This window comes from Rhizobium sp. BK313 (genome assembly GCF_014193655.1).
GTDB lineage: Bacteria > Pseudomonadota > Alphaproteobacteria > Rhizobiales > Rhizobiaceae > Rhizobium.
The window spans coordinates 534,096-547,582 of the sequence record NZ_JACHZQ010000002.1 but is presented as its reverse complement, the minus strand read 5'-3'; the positions used below and the strand labels follow the sequence as shown (position 1 = coordinate 547,582).

Below are 13,487 nucleotides of genomic sequence, written 5' to 3'. Positions count from 1 at the left end.
AAAAGGACCATGATCGAGAAGGAAAATCGTCGTCTTCGCGTTGGTGTACTGGGCTGCGGACCGATTGCCCAGTTTGCGCATCTGGAATCCTGCGTGAAGGCTGGGAATGCCGATCTCTATGCAATCTGTGACGCAGCACCCGATCTGCTCGCGCGCATGGGTGCAACCTATCAGCCGCAGAAGATGTTCAGCGACTATGACGCCATGCTGGCCGACCCCGAGCTGGAAGCGGTCATTGTTGCAACGTCCGATGCCTATCATGTGCCGATGTCGATCAAGGCGCTCGAAGCCGGCAAACACGTGCTCTGCGAAAAGCCCATCGGCGTTTCGGTCGAGGAAGGCAAGGAGCTTGCCGACGCCGTCAAACGCTCCGGCAAGATTTTGCAGGTCGGGCACATGAAGCGTTTTGATCCGGCACTTGAGGCCGCGCGCGACTTCGTCCGCGACGATATCGGTCAGATCCTCGCGCTGAAGGCATGGTATTGCGATTCCACCCACCGTTACACCAACACCGATGCGGTACAGCCGCTTCCCGTCACCAGCAAGCTTGCGCGCAAGCCGGCTGGCAATCCGAAAGCCGATCTCAGGCAATATTTCATGCTGGCGCATGGCTCACATCTGGTCGACACCGCCCGCTTCTTCTGCGGCGATATCATCGCCGTGCGCGCCCGTCTGCTGCAGCGCGCCGGCGCCTATTGCTGGTTCGTGGAAACCGAATTCGCCAATGGTGCCCTCGGCCATCTCGACCTGACGGTTGCCGTCCGCATGGATTGGCACGAAGGTTTCCAGCTCTACGGCGAAAACGGCTCCGTGCTCGCGAAGACCTTCAATCCCTGGTACTTCCGCTCCAGCGAGGTTGAAATCTTCCATGAGAAGGATGCAACGAGTAGAAAGCCGCTCGGTGCGGACGGGCATTTTTTCCGCCGGCAACTCGAAGGCCTCGCCGATACGGCACTGAACGGCGCTCCGATGCGTGGCGCCAATGTCGACGACGGTATCGCCTCCATCCGGGCGATGGTGGCGATCGCGCGGTCGGTGGAGACCGGCGAGCGCGTCGAACTCGCAGCCGTGACGGGAGCCGTCTGATGCAGGTCGGGATCTTCGCCAAGACCTTTCCCGGAGCCGACCCCTTGAGCGTGCTATCTGCGGTGCGCGACAGCGGCTATGCCGGCACGCAGTTCAACCTCGCCTGCTGCGGACTGCCCTCGATGCCGGACGCCGTGCCGGAGCCTTTGGTAACCGCAACCCGATCGGCGGCGCAATCAACGGGTGTTGTGCTTGCCGCCTTGTCCGGCACCTACAACATGGCCCATCCCGACCCGTCGGTCCGTCAGAAAGGCCTGCGCCAACTCGCCGTCGTCATCGAGACGGCGGCAGCACTTTCCATACCGCTCGTCACGCTCTGCACCGGCACGCGCCATCCCAGCGATCAGTGGGCGCATCACCCTGAAAACACCGATCCCACGGCCTGGGCCGATATGGCGACGGAGATGTCGAAAGCGCTGGCGCTAGCGGAAGAGCATGGCGTCGATCTCGGCATCGAGCCGGAGCAGGCGAATATCGTGAGATCGGCTGCGGACGCCAGGCGGCTGATTTCCGAGATGAAATCGAAAAGGCTGCGCATCGTCCTCGACCCGGCCAATCTCTTCGAAAGCGCCGCGCCACCACAAGCGCGCGCCATCGTCGAGCGCGCGGTTGAAACCGCGGCCGGGCATATCGTCATGGCCCATGCCAAAGATCGCCATGCCGACGGGCGCTTTGCAACCGCCGGGACGGGCGTTGTGGATTTCCCCGATTTTATCGCACGGCTGCGCTCGGTAGGTTTCGACGGTCCGCTCGTCACCCACGGCCTTTCGGCCACAGAGGCGCCGCACGTCGCGGCCTTTCTCAAGGAATTGGTCTGATGGCTGCCGCAACAGGTTTCATGCGCGGCGATGCCCGCCTTGCCGTTTTCGACAGCGGCCAAGGGCTGCCGGTCCTCTTTCAGCATGGCTTGGGCGGCGATGAAGCGCAGGTTGCGCAGACCTTTCCAACGCTTGGAGCGGCGCGGCGCATCACGGTCGAGTGCCGCGGACATGGCGCGTCGTCGCTTGGCGACGCACGGCCCTTTTCACTTGGGATGTTTGCCGAGGATGCTCTGGCCGTGGCGACAGATCGTGGATTTGATCGCTTTGTCGCCGGCGGTATTTCCATGGGGGCGGCCCTTGCCCTGCATCTCGCCCAGCGCCACCCGGATCGCGTCGCAGCCCTCGTTCTTGTCCGCCCCGCCTGGACCTTTACCGCCGCGCCGGACAATCTGGAGCCGATCCGCACTGTCGCGGCCTTGCTCCGCTCGCATTCGATCGGAGAAGCCAGGGAGCGCTTCGCCGGTTCGGAGATCGGCATGCGGATATGCGCGAACGCGCCCGATAACTTTGCCTCCCTGCTCGGCTATTTCGACCGGCCGAATGCGGTCGCTTTCGCATCCGTGCTGGCCGATATTGCGGCTGACGGCCCGGGTGTGACGCAAGCAGCCGCCGCCGCTCTCACCGTCCCTACCCTCGTCATCGGTAACGAAAAGGACGCGATCCACCCGCTCGCCTGTGCACGTACTTTCGCCGATACCATTGCCAATGCAAGTTTTGTCGAAGTCACCCCCAAGGCATCCGACAAGGAACGCCATTTCGCCGAAGTCCAAGACGCGATCGCCACCTTCCTCGCAACCAAGACCATCCGGAGCCTCTTTTCATCATGACACTCAAGACTCTTTCAGGCCCGGCGGCCATTGCAGCACTTCCCCGCGACCGACTGCTCGGCGAATTCTCGCTGTGGTCGGCCGATCTTGCCAACATGGAGGCCGATCTCAGGCGCATCGAGCCCTATGCCGACCTGCATCATATCGATGTCGCCGATGCACGCTTTACCCCGGGCTTCCTGTTCTTTCCGGATTTCGTCGCGCGCATCGCGAAAGCAACTGCCAGGCCGATCCACGTTCATCTGATGGTCGAGGCCGAAATCGTCGAGGAACAGACGCGCCAGTTCATCGAGGCGGGTGCCGATCTGATCAGCGTTCATGCCGAGAATAATGAAGCAGGTTTGCGCGCGATCGCGCTTGCCAAGAAACTCGGTGCGGAGGCCGGCGTCGTGCTGCGCCTCGAAACGCCGGTCTCGGCGGTCAGGCCGTTCATCGACCATGTCGCCTTCGTGACCCTGCTTGGCACCTCGATTGGCGTCAAAGGGCAAAGCCTTTCCGAAAAGGCATGCGACCGCTTGATCGAGGCGCGCTCCCTGCTGAAGCAGTCCGGCCGGGAAGATCAAGTCATCTTGGCGGCTGATGGCGGTATTCGCGAACAGACCGTGCCGCTTCTGCGGCAAGCCGGAGCACAAACGGTTGTTCTTGGATCGCTGGCGTTCGGCGACAAGAACCTGGGTGACCGGATGACTTGGCTACATCGACTGGAGAGCCGCGTTTCGTGAAAAAGGTTGCCCTTGCATTTGATCTCGGTGGAACGGAGCTTCGCGCCGCACTGGTGAGCGACGAGGGAAGCCTTCTATCGTTCTCGGTTGTTCCGACGCATGCAGCCGAAGGGCCGGCCGCAGTGATCCAGCAGATCGAATTGCTGGCGGCTGCGGTGCTGGCGCAAACGCCCGATCTTTTTCCTGTCGGTATAGGGGTCGGCGCGCCCGGCCCCCTCGATCCCGAAGCCGGCATCGTTATTGCGCCGCCGACCTTGGCCGGATGGTACGAGGTTCCGCTGGCTGACATCCTCTCCAACCGTTTCCAACTGCCGGTGCGGCTTGAAAACGATGCAAATGCGGCCGCACTTGGCGAATGGCGATACGGTGCCGGGCGCGGCGCAAGGTCGATGGTGTTCGTCACCGTATCGACAGGGATCGGCGGTGGCGTGATTGCCGATGGGCGGATCTTGCATGGCAGACGTGGTCTGGCCGCGGAAATCGGCCACATGACGATTACCAACGAGGGAGAACGGTGTTTTTGGGGTGCGATCGGTTGTTTCGAAGCGGTCGCCTCAGGCACGGCGCTTGGCAGGCGGGCAACGGCACGCACCCGACAGTCTGACGGATCGACGCTGCGTGAACTGTCCGCGGACGCGGATGTGACTGGACGGCACGTTGTCGAAGCCGCGCGAAAGGGCGATGCCCAGGCCCTGGAACTCCTCAATGCCGAGGCGCGTTGGCTGGGGATCGGCTTTACCAATCTGCTTCACCTCTATTCCCCGGACATCCTGGTGATGGGTGGCGGCATATCACATGGCTTCGACCTCCTGCGGGATGCCATGACGGCGACCGTTCACGATCGCGCCATGCCGGCCTATCGCGACGTGCCGATCGTTCCCGCGCAACTCGGACGTCACGCTGGTCTGATCGGCGCAGCCAGTCTCATTCTGAGGAGTGAAGACAAAATCGGCCTTGGGTCATTGAGTCCTGAAGATTCCGACAGTCGTGGCGCGGCGATATCCGCCGGCAAAAAGGAGACCAGCGATGGCTAATCTCAAACTCCGCGATGCGCGTAAGTCCTACGGCGCCCTCGAGGTAATCAAGGGCATCAACCTGGATGTGGACGATCGTGAATTCGTCGTCTTCGTCGGCCCTTCCGGCTGCGGCAAATCCACGCTTCTGCGCATGATCGCGGGCCTGGAGAAAATCACCGATGGCGACCTTATGATCGACGGCACCCGTGCCAACGATATCGATCCATCGCAACGCGGCCTGGCAATGGTGTTTCAATCCTATGCGCTCTACCCTCACATGACGGTGGCGGAAAACATGGGTTTCGCGCTCAGAATTGCCGGCGTTTCATTAAGCGAGCGCGACCACAAGGTCAAAGAAGCCGCCCAGGTTCTGGAGTTGTCGCATTTGCTCGACCGTCGGCCGAAGGATCTGTCGGGCGGCCAACGCCAGCGCGTGGCCATCGGCCGGGCGATAGTGCGAAATCCGAAAATCTTTCTGTTTGATGAGCCGCTCTCCAATCTCGATGCGGCGCTGCGCGTCAACATGCGGCTGGAACTCATGCGCCTGCACGAAAGATTGGCTGCGACGATGATCTACGTCACCCATGATCAGATCGAGGCGATGACGATGGCCGACAAGATCGTCGTTCTGAACAACGGCCGTATCGAGCAGGTCGGTTCGCCGCTCGAGCTTTATAATCGCCCCGCAAATATCTTCGTGGCCGGCTTCCTCGGCTCGCCAAAGATGAATTTTCTGCCCGCGACCGTCAAAAAAACCAGCTCCGACGGCGTATCCGTCGCGCTGGCGAGTGGAAACACGATCACCGTTCCGGTTTCTGCCGGAACGGCGAAAGTCGGCTCGAAACTGACGCTCGGTATCCGCCCCGAGCATATCCGCATTGGCCAAGATGGTCAGTTTGCGGGGCAGGCAATTCTTGCCGAGCGGCTCGGTGGCCTGACGATTTTTCACGTCGACATCGCATCCGATCAGTCTCTCGTCATCCAGACGGAAGGTACCGATGCGACCCCGCTGCATACGCCGCTTTCTCTTCAGATCGACCCGACCATCTGCCATCTCTTCGATGTGGACGGCAAATCGCTCGCTGGATTGAACTAGGCATCGCGATAAGAGATGGCAGAAGATCGCAGATCTCCAAACTGCTTGATGACAACGGTCGGACTGCTGGCGTGACTTCGGGATCAGAACCTCGGCGCCGGCCTGCCGGCGGCACGATGTGCGGCGATTGTTTTTATTGCGCCGCCTCGCTCGATATCCAGAAACTGCTTTGCGACAACGCCGTCCCGGTCGTAGCGCATGTTGGACTGATCCCATCCCAGTGCACCTGGACAGGCGGCTTCAAGGTCGTCGGAAAGACTGCCAAAAGTGCCAAGGCAGTGTGGGATCATGTGAAACGGCTTGAAACCATCGGCTGCTTCGGCGCCGAGCTCGAGGTGGTTCCGGACCGTGTCGCGGAGGCGATTTCCAAGAGCACCCCCATGATCATGCTTGGCATGGGTGCAGGAGCCGGAGCGGATGCTCAATATCTTTTTGCCGAAGACATACTCGGCTACACGACAGGCCATAAGCCGAGACATGCAAAGACCTATCGCAACTTTGCAGCCGAATACGAACGACTGCAGCAGGAAAGGGTGGCTGCCTTCAAGGAGTTTATCTCGGACGTGGAGACGGGCGCCTACCCGGCTCCAGCATGTCGTGCCCATAACAGACACCGAATTCGCACGCTTCGAAGCGAGCATCAAGGCGTAAAGGCACCAACATTTGGCCAAGTCCGGTCAAGGCGTCAGTCTGTCAGGCATCGAGGCTCTTCGGCGCCGGCGGCTATTTAGCCATGTGTTGCCATAGGGAGAGCAATCCTGGCCTGCCAAAGCCATCTCCATGCGCGCCTCTGCCAGACTGCAGCGGCGTATTTTACGGTAGCTTACACATTGCCTTCTCGTCCTGAGGTAAGCGCTTGGGCTAAACTTGCAATTTGGCAAGCGGAACGCTTTCAAAGAGCCTGGCGTGCAATCCGTGTCGGCGCGCAATGCAGGCGTGTCCACAGCGACGTTACCGTAACATACTTCCTCGTGCTTCAGGTTTCGGGCAGGTTTCACCGGGACGCCGATTCCGGCGTACCAAATCTCTATGGGGGCAGGGATGTCGAGGAGAAGCAACCTTTTCGCCGCTGTTACGCTCGCCTGCATTGCTCACGCCGGGCTCGTGCAGGCCGAGACCATGAGCTATGCGGATGCGATCACAAAACTTGCGGACGATTGCGGAGGTGATATTCGCAAATTTTGCAAAGGCTTGAATCTTGGTGGTGGCCGCATCGCCGATTGCCTCGAGCAGAATGCGGCAAAGGTGTCGCCGACCTGCAAGGCCTCGGTCGCCAGCGTCGTGCAGTCGATCAGCCTGCGCGAGCAGGCGCAGGCGGCCTATAGCGACGTCTGCAAGGGCGACATCGCCCAGCGCTGCAGAGGCATCAAGGGCGACGGCAATATTCTCGCCTGCCTCGTCAAGAACAAACTGGTCAGCGGCAAGTGCAGCCAGGCGATCACCGATGCAGGCTGGAGGTAAGACTATGTTAGCGCGTTCCTTCAAGACACTCGCAGTTCTCCTTGCCGTCGGCGTCCTGCCGGCAGATCTCGCCTTCGCCCAGCAAGTGTCCCAACAACGGATCATTTCGGGTCTCGGCAAACTCAAGGCAAACGCCCCGGCCATCGATGTCGAACTGTTGCGCCAGGAGGCGATCACCGGGGCGGGCAAGCAGATGTCGGCGCTGCCTAATTGGAGCAAGATTGCCAAGCTTCCGCAAATGGTCGTCGAGATCAATTTCGAAAATGACTCGGTCGCCATCCAGCCGGTATCCTATCGAACCCTCGGGATGATTGCGGACGCGCTGCACCATCCCAACCTTTGGGCCTACAAGTTTCTGGTGATCGGTCATGCGAGCTCGACCGGGGACGCGAAGCACAATCTCGACCTCAGCGAGCAGCGCGCCGTAGCGATCAAGGAAGTCCTGGCAACCACCTTCGCCGTCGACCCACAGCGACTATACGCCGTTGGCGTTGGCGAGGCTTTCCCCATCGAGGGCACCAAGACCGACGCCGCCAACAACAGGCGCGTGCAGCTCGTCAATCTCGGCGTGTTCACTCGGAAGCAGTGAAATCCGAAAGGCCCGCATGCCGTGAACGCTTGCATCGCGCGATTTGCGGTATGTGGTCGGCACCCAAAGTATCATACCGTATTCTACCGCTTCGGACGCGTATCTTACTAGTTTGGGCAGGCCAACCGACTTATTGTCCGCGAGTACGTGGAGGACGGCAATGACTGCAACCGCGACGGGCATCCTTCCAGTAACAACGACCAGTGCTGAAGAGCTTCGCAGACGTGAACTCGAATTCCATATTGTTGAACTGGAGTGGGAAGAGCGAACCAAGGCGCGCGAAGCCGAGAAGCACGCGGCGTTTGTGGACGACCTGTTTCGCGGGCAAATCGGCGAAGCGGAACGCACGACGATCAAGCTGCTGATAACCAAGGCTGCGGCGAACGGGCAATGCGAAGCCATGGTGTACAGCTTTCCCGCCGGCAGCTGCACTGACAATGGGCGAGCCATCGAGAACAATCTCCCTCACTGGCGCAAAACGCTCCAAGGCAATGCCAAGCAGTTCGGCGATCTCTTTACAGCAGCCGCCAAACCCGACGGCTACGGGCTCAAGGCTGCGATCATCAACTTTGCGGGGGGTTGTCCAGCCGATGTCGGCTTCTTTTTCACGTGGGAGCCTTCTTCCCTGTAACGCGATGCCGATGCGCGGCATCCGTTCCGGCATAACGGCGGTCGAGGCCACGAAGGGGGCCGGACAGGCAATCCATGGCATCGAAGATCGTTCATCGCATCACCGATGTGATCGATCCGGAGGACGCGCTCGGCGAAGTGCTCTTCGGACTGATCATGGCGCTGACCTTTACGATCGGCTCGCGGCTCATCTTCACCAAAGAAGGGCTGGACGTGCACGAGCTGGTCGTGGCGACGATCGGATGCAATGTCGCCTGGGGCATCATCGATGCCGTATTGTTCGTCTTGGGTACCGTCTTTTATAAAAGCCGGCGCCAGCGGCTGTTTCGACAGATCAAGGCGGCCAAAAGCGAACCCGAAACGCTTGCCGCACTGATGAGAGAGTTCCCAATCGGTGAGGCGCCGCTTTCTCCCAAGGCTGCCGACACAGATGCGCTCTATAAGGCCCTGCTTGCCCTCGCCAAGCGGGCGGATCCGGTGAATGTCGCTCTCTCCAAGAGTGACCTCCTTGCCGCGGCGGCGGTTTTCCTTTTGGTGTCGACGACGTCCCTTCCGGCGGTCGTCCCCTTCTTGCTCATCGACAATGCCGACCTCGCCTTGCGAGCCAGCAACCTGTTGCTGATCGCATTGCTGTTCCTGACGGGCTGTGCATGGGCGAGCTTTTCCGATGCCCGGCCACTTTATGCAGGCGTTACGATGACATGCCTCGGATTGATCCTGGTGGGCATAGCAGTCGCTCTCGGCGGCTGAGATTGGCGTCAGATCTCTCGCACGAAATGGTGCCCTGCCGTTCCCGGCTTGCCCGGCCAATTCGGCATGTCAGATTGATCCTTCAGCTCAATCGGCGTCGGTGGCAAGCGCGGTCCGGTCAGACCATGTGCGCCAATGGGTCGGATGCACATCCAGGATTTCTCCGGTTCTCGCATCAATCCAACCCACGGGTATACGTTGGCAGGGGAAGACCAACGCATGCACGCCTTCGTCGTCGATCACGGCGAGTTCGATATCCTCTGCAAACGGGGCTTCGATGATAACCTGCCACATCCACTGACACCTCACGGTAAAAGCCACTCGTGCGTTCATGCTGCGGCGGCTCGGCCGGACGGCAGGCGCGGGCCGGCCGGATTGCAAAGGATAGCCTATGAGAAAGCAGAGTTCCTTGATGCGGATCACTGCGCCGCCGTCTTTTTTTTGCAGTAGAAAGCGCTTATATTATCCTGAGTTGAGGGGAGCGCCTTCGATGCGCGTGGGGACAGAAGTAATTTCTCTGAGTGTTCTGCGCGCGGTTTTATCAAAAACCGGTTGGCATCAGCTGTGGCGCGCAAAGAAAACCGAGCCGTTTCGCATCCCCGCCAAGCATCCAACCAGCCCGCCCGCGGCGCTGCCCGTAGATGCCCTTCGCGCCCGAAGAGACCGGCATATCAGCCAAATTTTCGACGTCATGCCAGAAGCCGCCTTCCTTCTGGATGAGAACCGGAAGGTTACAGCGTGCAACAAGACCGCCTTATCCATGTTCGGATACGAGGAACAGGAGATCATCGGTAACGATATCGGCCTCCTGTGGGGACCGAGGCCGAGCGAATTCCGGTCGAATGGCCGATGGGCAACGCGCGGCTGGTCGCGCAGAGGCACTGCGATCAGAAAAGACGGTACCTCGTTTCCGGCTGCCTTGACCATGGTGACCGACAGAACCGCAACCGACGCCTTCACGACAGCGGTCCTACAGGACCTCGGCGCTGGCGACGATGCCGAGCGGCAGGTACAAGAGCTTCAAAGCGAGCTTGCGCGTCTGGCAAGGTTGAACGAGCTGGGAGAAATGGCGTCGACATTGGCGCACGAGCTTACACAACCGCTCGCGGCGATCGCGAACTATTCGCAGGGGTGCTCCCGCCTGATGGCGAGCGAACATACGCAGACCGGCGAACAGCTGCAGAACGTGCTCCAGGAGATCACGCAGCACGCTTTGCGGGCGGGCGACATCATAAGACATTTGCGCGAGTTCATCACCCGAGGCGGTGGCGAGAAGAGGCTCGAACACATCCAGCAACTCACCGAAGAGGCAATGAAGCTTGCCCTCATGGGCTCGCGTCTGGCCGGCATCGAGACTGAATTGTGTTTCGAGGCGAAGCGCGATCTCGCGCTGGTCGATCGGATCCAGATCGAGCAGGTGCTGATGAACCTTATTCGGAATGCAATCGAAGCCATGGATTCGATCGAAGATCCCAAGCTTACGATCACGACACGAAACGAGAGCGACAATACCATCGTCGTGGAGGTGTCCGACACCGGTTCCGGCATCTCGGCCGAAGTCGAAGGCGTGTTGTTTCGTCCGTTTGTCAGCAGCAAACCCCGCGGTCTTGGGATAGGTCTCGCGATGTCAAAGCGGATTATCGAGGCGCACGGTGGTCGCATAAATGGCCGGCGCAGGGCTTGCGGAGGCTCGACCTTCACATTCTCCTTGCCCTTGAAAGAGGGACCGCCCCATGTCCAGTGACCTGACCGTCCATATCGTCGACGACGAGGAGCCATTTAGAAAATCGCTGACGTTTCTATTGGCATCCGCAGGTTTCGCAGTCAGCGCGCACGAGTCGGCCGCTGCGTTTCTGGCCCTGCTGCCGCTGCCTAGGAAAGCCTGCCTCGTCACCGATCTTCGAATGCCGCATATGGATGGGGTCGAGCTGTTGAAGCGATTGCGCAGCATGAATATCGATATCCCGACCATCGTCATTACCGGCCTCGGCGACGTAGCAATGGCTGTTCAAGCCATGAAGGCGGGGGCTGTCGACTTCATCGAAAAGCCCTTCAAGGACAAGGTGCTGATCGCGGCCATAAATGAAGCCGCTGGTCGAAAAGAGAGAGCGGTAGCCGACGCAAATATTGAGGCGATCGCGTCGCGCCTAGGTCTGTTGACGGAACGCGAACATCAGGTTCTCGACGGGATTGTCAACGGGCTTCAGAACAAGGTGATCGCCTTCAATTTGGGTATCAGCTCCAGGACCGTCGAAGTCCATCGTGCGAACGTCATGGACAAGATGGGCGCGCGCAATCTGGCCGAGCTTGTCCGAATGGCCATCGCCTGTGATGCGATGCCAAGGCACCGTATAAGTACTTAGTGGTTGTTCCGAATTTTTTCGTCGCTCCCAATTTCGTATTGGTATGGGAGTACGCGGAGGAGATTTGGATGACGACCATGAGCCAAGCCGTCGATCACCGTCTACTTGCACCGAGGGGCATGGATGTCATAGGGGAGCGAAAGCTGCCGCCAAGCACCAGTCTGAGAGTGAGTGCCGGCCAGGGTATCTATCGCGAGGGCCAGCGTGCCGCCTCGATCTATCAGGTGCAGTCTGGTGCCGTGCGCGTCTATCGGCTTATGCAAAACGGTCACCGGCATATCCTGTCGTTTTATGGACCGGGTGAATGGTTCGGTCTGCAGGATGGCCATTTCCACGACGACTTCGCGGAAGCGATCTGTGAGAGCCATGTGCGGTCATTTTCCGTGGCCGGCTCGCAAATGTTGCCGGTCAGCCTGCTTGGCATCGCACTGAGCAGCCTTGCTTGCGCGAACTCCCGCCAGCTCATGATTGTCCGCCAGAGCGCGCTCGAACGTGTCGCCGTCTTCATTCAGGAGATGGCGAGCCGCCATTTCGGCGCGAGTGAATTTGAGCTCATGATGTCGCGCGCCGATATTGCCGACTATCTCGGGCTGACAGTCGAGTCCGTCGCTCGCGCATTCACCAAGCTGCGGACAAACGGCATCCTTCGCCTGCAGGGACGAGGCCAACGTTATGTTCGTATCGTCAATTCCGACGGCCTTGCCGCGCTCTGTAGGTGAAATTCCGTGCCGATCGTGGTATTGAACATCGGCTCCTGTCATGACGTCACGTCCTGCGCCGAAATTCCCTTTCGCAACCCTCGGCAGGAAGGAAGCAGGCCACGCTCTGTCGGGAGGGCTTGGATGGCACCGCAAGACGATGATAGCCCAAGGACGCCGCCCGATGCCCGACATATTTATGGGGAACTCGACCGCATTTTCGACAGCGCTGAATTTCAGGCGTTCGATCGCGGACGGCGCTTTCTAAAGTATGTGGTTGGAGAAGTGCTCGCCGGGCGACAAGAACATCTGGACGTCCGTACCATCGCGCAATTCGTATTCGACAGAGATTCGTCTTACGACGCGGAAAACGACCCCGTTGTCCGTATCGAAGCCGGCCGCACACGCCGCGCCCTTGTGCGCTACTATCTTACGGCCGGCAAAGACAATCCCATCCGAATTGTTATTGCCAAGACGGGATGTATTCCGAGCTTCCACCAAGGCAATGCGGCTTTTGCCCGGGGAGAAGCGCATTCAGGCGAAGACGACCTGCCAAGTGCGACAGCGTCCAAGAGTCCGCCCTCCCCTTCGGAAGAGTCACTTAACTATCGCGACATGCTGTTGTCGATCGGTGTGCCCTTGGGTTTGGTGGCGATCATCATCCTCGCGCTGGTGAAGCCATTGCGGTCATTCTTCTTTCATTTGATCGTCTGAGGTGCGGGGGTCCACCCCCGGCGACGAACGGCCGAAAATCATCGCGGAACCGACGTGCTGGCCGAAAACGGGAAGATCGGCGCCATCCGAAGTTGGCCCGCGATATTTGCGCGATAACGGCGCATCCTCCCTACGTGGAATTGCGTAGTGATTCATCACAATTTGCAGCCACCGGAAAGCGCTATATCACTCTATTCAGGCGAGGCCGCTTCGTTCTCGCTCAAATCGTCCGGCACGTCCCCGCAAGTGCGTTGCCCGGTTGCTCGCAGCCTGTTTCTGCGGCAATGCGCATGCGATCTTGCGCCCGCGCTCCGGCATCCTTTTCTGGAGGTGATTTCGCATGGCTCGTCCGTCTATGATCACAGCGTCCAAATCGGTGGCCACAATCATGGCCGCGACCTGCCTGTCACTCAGCCTGTCGGCGCCAAGAGCCTACGCCCAACATGACATCTTTGACGACTTCCCGTTTGTCATCAGCTGTGAAAACAAGGGCACGCATCACGCCTACTACCTCTCCAGGGTCACGAAGGACGGCACGGCGACCTACGTCGCCTCGGACAAGATCGCGGGGACTATTTCGCTCGACGGCCATGCAAAGGCGGTTGGGGGGCCAGGGGGAGGTAGCTGTGCTGGCAAGACCCTTGAGCAACTGCGTGCCGCCGGTCAGGCCCATAGTCTAAAGCCCTAACCCGCCGCTTCAACAGGTCCCAGTAA

The 13,487-nt window shown here is 59.8% G+C and carries 17 protein-coding genes; 16 read left to right on the top strand and 1 reads right to left on the bottom strand.

Features of this window, described 5'->3' with window-relative positions:
• The first annotated feature begins 9 nt into the window (after positions 1-9).
• From FHT86_RS14870 to FHT86_RS14820, 11 genes are all read left to right on the top strand, one after another.
• A complete protein-coding gene (locus tag FHT86_RS14870) occupies positions 10-1,086 on the top strand; it encodes a Gfo/Idh/MocA family protein (protein ID WP_133707568.1) in 1,077 nt (358 codons plus the stop codon).
• Positions 1,086-1,904, top strand: a complete 819-nt coding sequence (locus FHT86_RS14865; RefSeq protein WP_133707567.1) for a sugar phosphate isomerase/epimerase — start codon at positions 1,086-1,088, stop codon at positions 1,902-1,904. The genes FHT86_RS14870 and FHT86_RS14865 overlap by 1 nt, the downstream gene beginning before the upstream one ends.
• Positions 1,904-2,734: an alpha/beta fold hydrolase gene (locus tag FHT86_RS14860; protein WP_133707566.1), complete on the top strand. Its 831-nt coding sequence runs from the start codon at positions 1,904-1,906 to the stop codon at positions 2,732-2,734. The genes FHT86_RS14865 and FHT86_RS14860 overlap by 1 nt, the downstream gene beginning before the upstream one ends.
• Positions 2,731-3,456: a ribulose-phosphate 3-epimerase gene (locus FHT86_RS14855; RefSeq protein WP_133707565.1), complete on the top strand. Its 726-nt coding sequence runs from the start codon at positions 2,731-2,733 to the stop codon at positions 3,454-3,456. Before FHT86_RS14860 ends, FHT86_RS14855 begins: the two co-directional genes overlap by 4 nt.
• Positions 3,453-4,490: an ROK family protein gene (locus FHT86_RS14850; protein ID WP_183868809.1), complete on the top strand. Its 1,038-nt coding sequence runs from the start codon at positions 3,453-3,455 to the stop codon at positions 4,488-4,490. Before FHT86_RS14855 ends, FHT86_RS14850 begins: the two co-directional genes overlap by 4 nt.
• Positions 4,483-5,568: an ABC transporter ATP-binding protein gene (locus tag FHT86_RS14845; RefSeq protein ID WP_133707563.1), complete on the top strand. Its 1,086-nt coding sequence runs from the start codon at positions 4,483-4,485 to the stop codon at positions 5,566-5,568. Before FHT86_RS14850 ends, FHT86_RS14845 begins: the two co-directional genes overlap by 8 nt.
• Positions 5,569-5,639: 71 nt before the next feature.
• A complete protein-coding gene (locus tag FHT86_RS14840; protein ID WP_409527590.1) occupies positions 5,640-6,299 on the top strand; it encodes a 3-methyl-2-oxobutanoate hydroxymethyltransferase in 660 nt (219 codons plus the stop codon).
• Positions 6,300-6,609: 310 nt separating this feature from the next.
• The gene (locus FHT86_RS14835) at positions 6,610-7,029 is read left to right on the top strand and encodes a hypothetical protein (protein ID WP_133707562.1); all 420 of its coding nucleotides are present in this window, start codon (positions 6,610-6,612) and stop codon (positions 7,027-7,029) included.
• A gap of 4 nt (positions 7,030-7,033) precedes the next feature.
• Positions 7,034-7,618: an OmpA family protein gene (locus FHT86_RS14830; protein WP_133707561.1), complete on the top strand. Its 585-nt coding sequence runs from the start codon at positions 7,034-7,036 to the stop codon at positions 7,616-7,618.
• A gap of 160 nt (positions 7,619-7,778) precedes the next feature.
• On the top strand, positions 7,779-8,249 hold the full coding sequence (locus FHT86_RS14825; RefSeq protein ID WP_133707560.1) for a hypothetical protein: 471 nt from the start codon (positions 7,779-7,781) through the stop codon (positions 8,247-8,249).
• Between the two features lie 74 nt (positions 8,250-8,323).
• Positions 8,324-8,998, top strand: coding sequence for a VIT1/CCC1 transporter family protein (locus FHT86_RS14820; RefSeq protein WP_133707559.1), 675 nt, complete (start codon positions 8,324-8,326; stop codon positions 8,996-8,998).
• Between the two features lie 87 nt (positions 8,999-9,085).
• Here FHT86_RS14820 and FHT86_RS38890 read toward each other — a convergent pair whose 3' ends face one another.
• Positions 9,086-9,421: a hypothetical protein gene (locus tag FHT86_RS38890; RefSeq protein WP_409527600.1), complete on the bottom strand. Its 336-nt coding sequence runs from the start codon at positions 9,419-9,421 to the stop codon at positions 9,086-9,088.
• Here FHT86_RS38890 and FHT86_RS14810 point away from each other — a divergent pair.
• The 5 genes from FHT86_RS14810 (at position 9,390) to FHT86_RS14790 (ending at position 13,461) form a co-directional block, all read left to right on the top strand.
• The gene (locus tag FHT86_RS14810; RefSeq protein ID WP_133707557.1) at positions 9,390-10,742 is read left to right on the top strand and encodes an ATP-binding protein; all 1,353 of its coding nucleotides are present in this window, start codon (positions 9,390-9,392) and stop codon (positions 10,740-10,742) included. The two genes, FHT86_RS38890 and FHT86_RS14810, sit on opposite strands and share 32 nt — an antisense overlap.
• Positions 10,732-11,361 carry a response regulator FixJ gene (fixJ, locus tag FHT86_RS14805; RefSeq protein ID WP_133707556.1) on the top strand — a complete coding sequence of 210 codons (630 nt, stop codon included), beginning with the start codon at positions 10,732-10,734 and terminating at the stop codon, positions 11,359-11,361. The genes FHT86_RS14810 and fixJ overlap by 11 nt, the downstream gene beginning before the upstream one ends.
• A 68-nt stretch (positions 11,362-11,429) precedes the next feature.
• Complete coding sequence (locus FHT86_RS14800) at positions 11,430-12,080, top strand: helix-turn-helix domain-containing protein (protein WP_133707555.1); 651 nt, start codon at positions 11,430-11,432, stop codon at positions 12,078-12,080.
• 123 nt (positions 12,081-12,203) lie between these two features.
• Positions 12,204-12,773: a hypothetical protein gene (locus FHT86_RS14795; protein WP_133707554.1), complete on the top strand. Its 570-nt coding sequence runs from the start codon at positions 12,204-12,206 to the stop codon at positions 12,771-12,773.
• A gap of 388 nt (positions 12,774-13,161) precedes the next feature.
• On the top strand, positions 13,162-13,461 hold the full coding sequence (locus tag FHT86_RS14790) for a hypothetical protein (protein ID WP_133707874.1): 300 nt from the start codon (positions 13,162-13,164) through the stop codon (positions 13,459-13,461).
• Positions 13,462-13,487 lie beyond the last annotated feature (26 nt).

Bases quoted from the DNA above. Each gene is read 5' to 3' on its own strand.
- FHT86_RS14870 (WP_133707568.1), top strand. From the start codon at position 10: ATGATCGAGAAGGAAAATCGTCGTCTTCGCGTTGGTGTACTGGGCTGC.
- FHT86_RS14865 (WP_133707567.1), top strand. From the start codon at position 1,086: ATGCAGGTCGGGATCTTCGCCAAGACCTTTCCCGGAGCCGACCCCTTG.
- FHT86_RS14860 (WP_133707566.1), top strand. From the start codon at position 1,904: ATGGCTGCCGCAACAGGTTTCATGCGCGGCGATGCCCGCCTTGCCGTT.
- FHT86_RS14855 (WP_133707565.1), top strand. From the start codon at position 2,731: ATGACACTCAAGACTCTTTCAGGCCCGGCGGCCATTGCAGCACTTCCC.
- FHT86_RS14845 (WP_133707563.1), top strand. From the start codon at position 4,483: ATGGCTAATCTCAAACTCCGCGATGCGCGTAAGTCCTACGGCGCCCTC.
- FHT86_RS14835 (WP_133707562.1), top strand. From the start codon at position 6,610: ATGTCGAGGAGAAGCAACCTTTTCGCCGCTGTTACGCTCGCCTGCATT.
- FHT86_RS14830 (WP_133707561.1), top strand. From the start codon at position 7,034: ATGTTAGCGCGTTCCTTCAAGACACTCGCAGTTCTCCTTGCCGTCGGC.
- FHT86_RS14825 (WP_133707560.1), top strand. From the start codon at position 7,779: ATGACTGCAACCGCGACGGGCATCCTTCCAGTAACAACGACCAGTGCT.
- FHT86_RS14820 (WP_133707559.1), top strand. From the start codon at position 8,324: ATGGCATCGAAGATCGTTCATCGCATCACCGATGTGATCGATCCGGAG.
- FHT86_RS14810 (WP_133707557.1), top strand. From the start codon at position 9,390: ATGAGAAAGCAGAGTTCCTTGATGCGGATCACTGCGCCGCCGTCTTTT.
- fixJ (WP_133707556.1), top strand. From the start codon at position 10,732: ATGTCCAGTGACCTGACCGTCCATATCGTCGACGACGAGGAGCCATTT.
- FHT86_RS14800 (WP_133707555.1), top strand. From the start codon at position 11,430: ATGACGACCATGAGCCAAGCCGTCGATCACCGTCTACTTGCACCGAGG.
- FHT86_RS14795 (WP_133707554.1), top strand. From the start codon at position 12,204: ATGGCACCGCAAGACGATGATAGCCCAAGGACGCCGCCCGATGCCCGA.
- FHT86_RS14790 (WP_133707874.1), top strand. From the start codon at position 13,162: ATGGCCGCGACCTGCCTGTCACTCAGCCTGTCGGCGCCAAGAGCCTAC.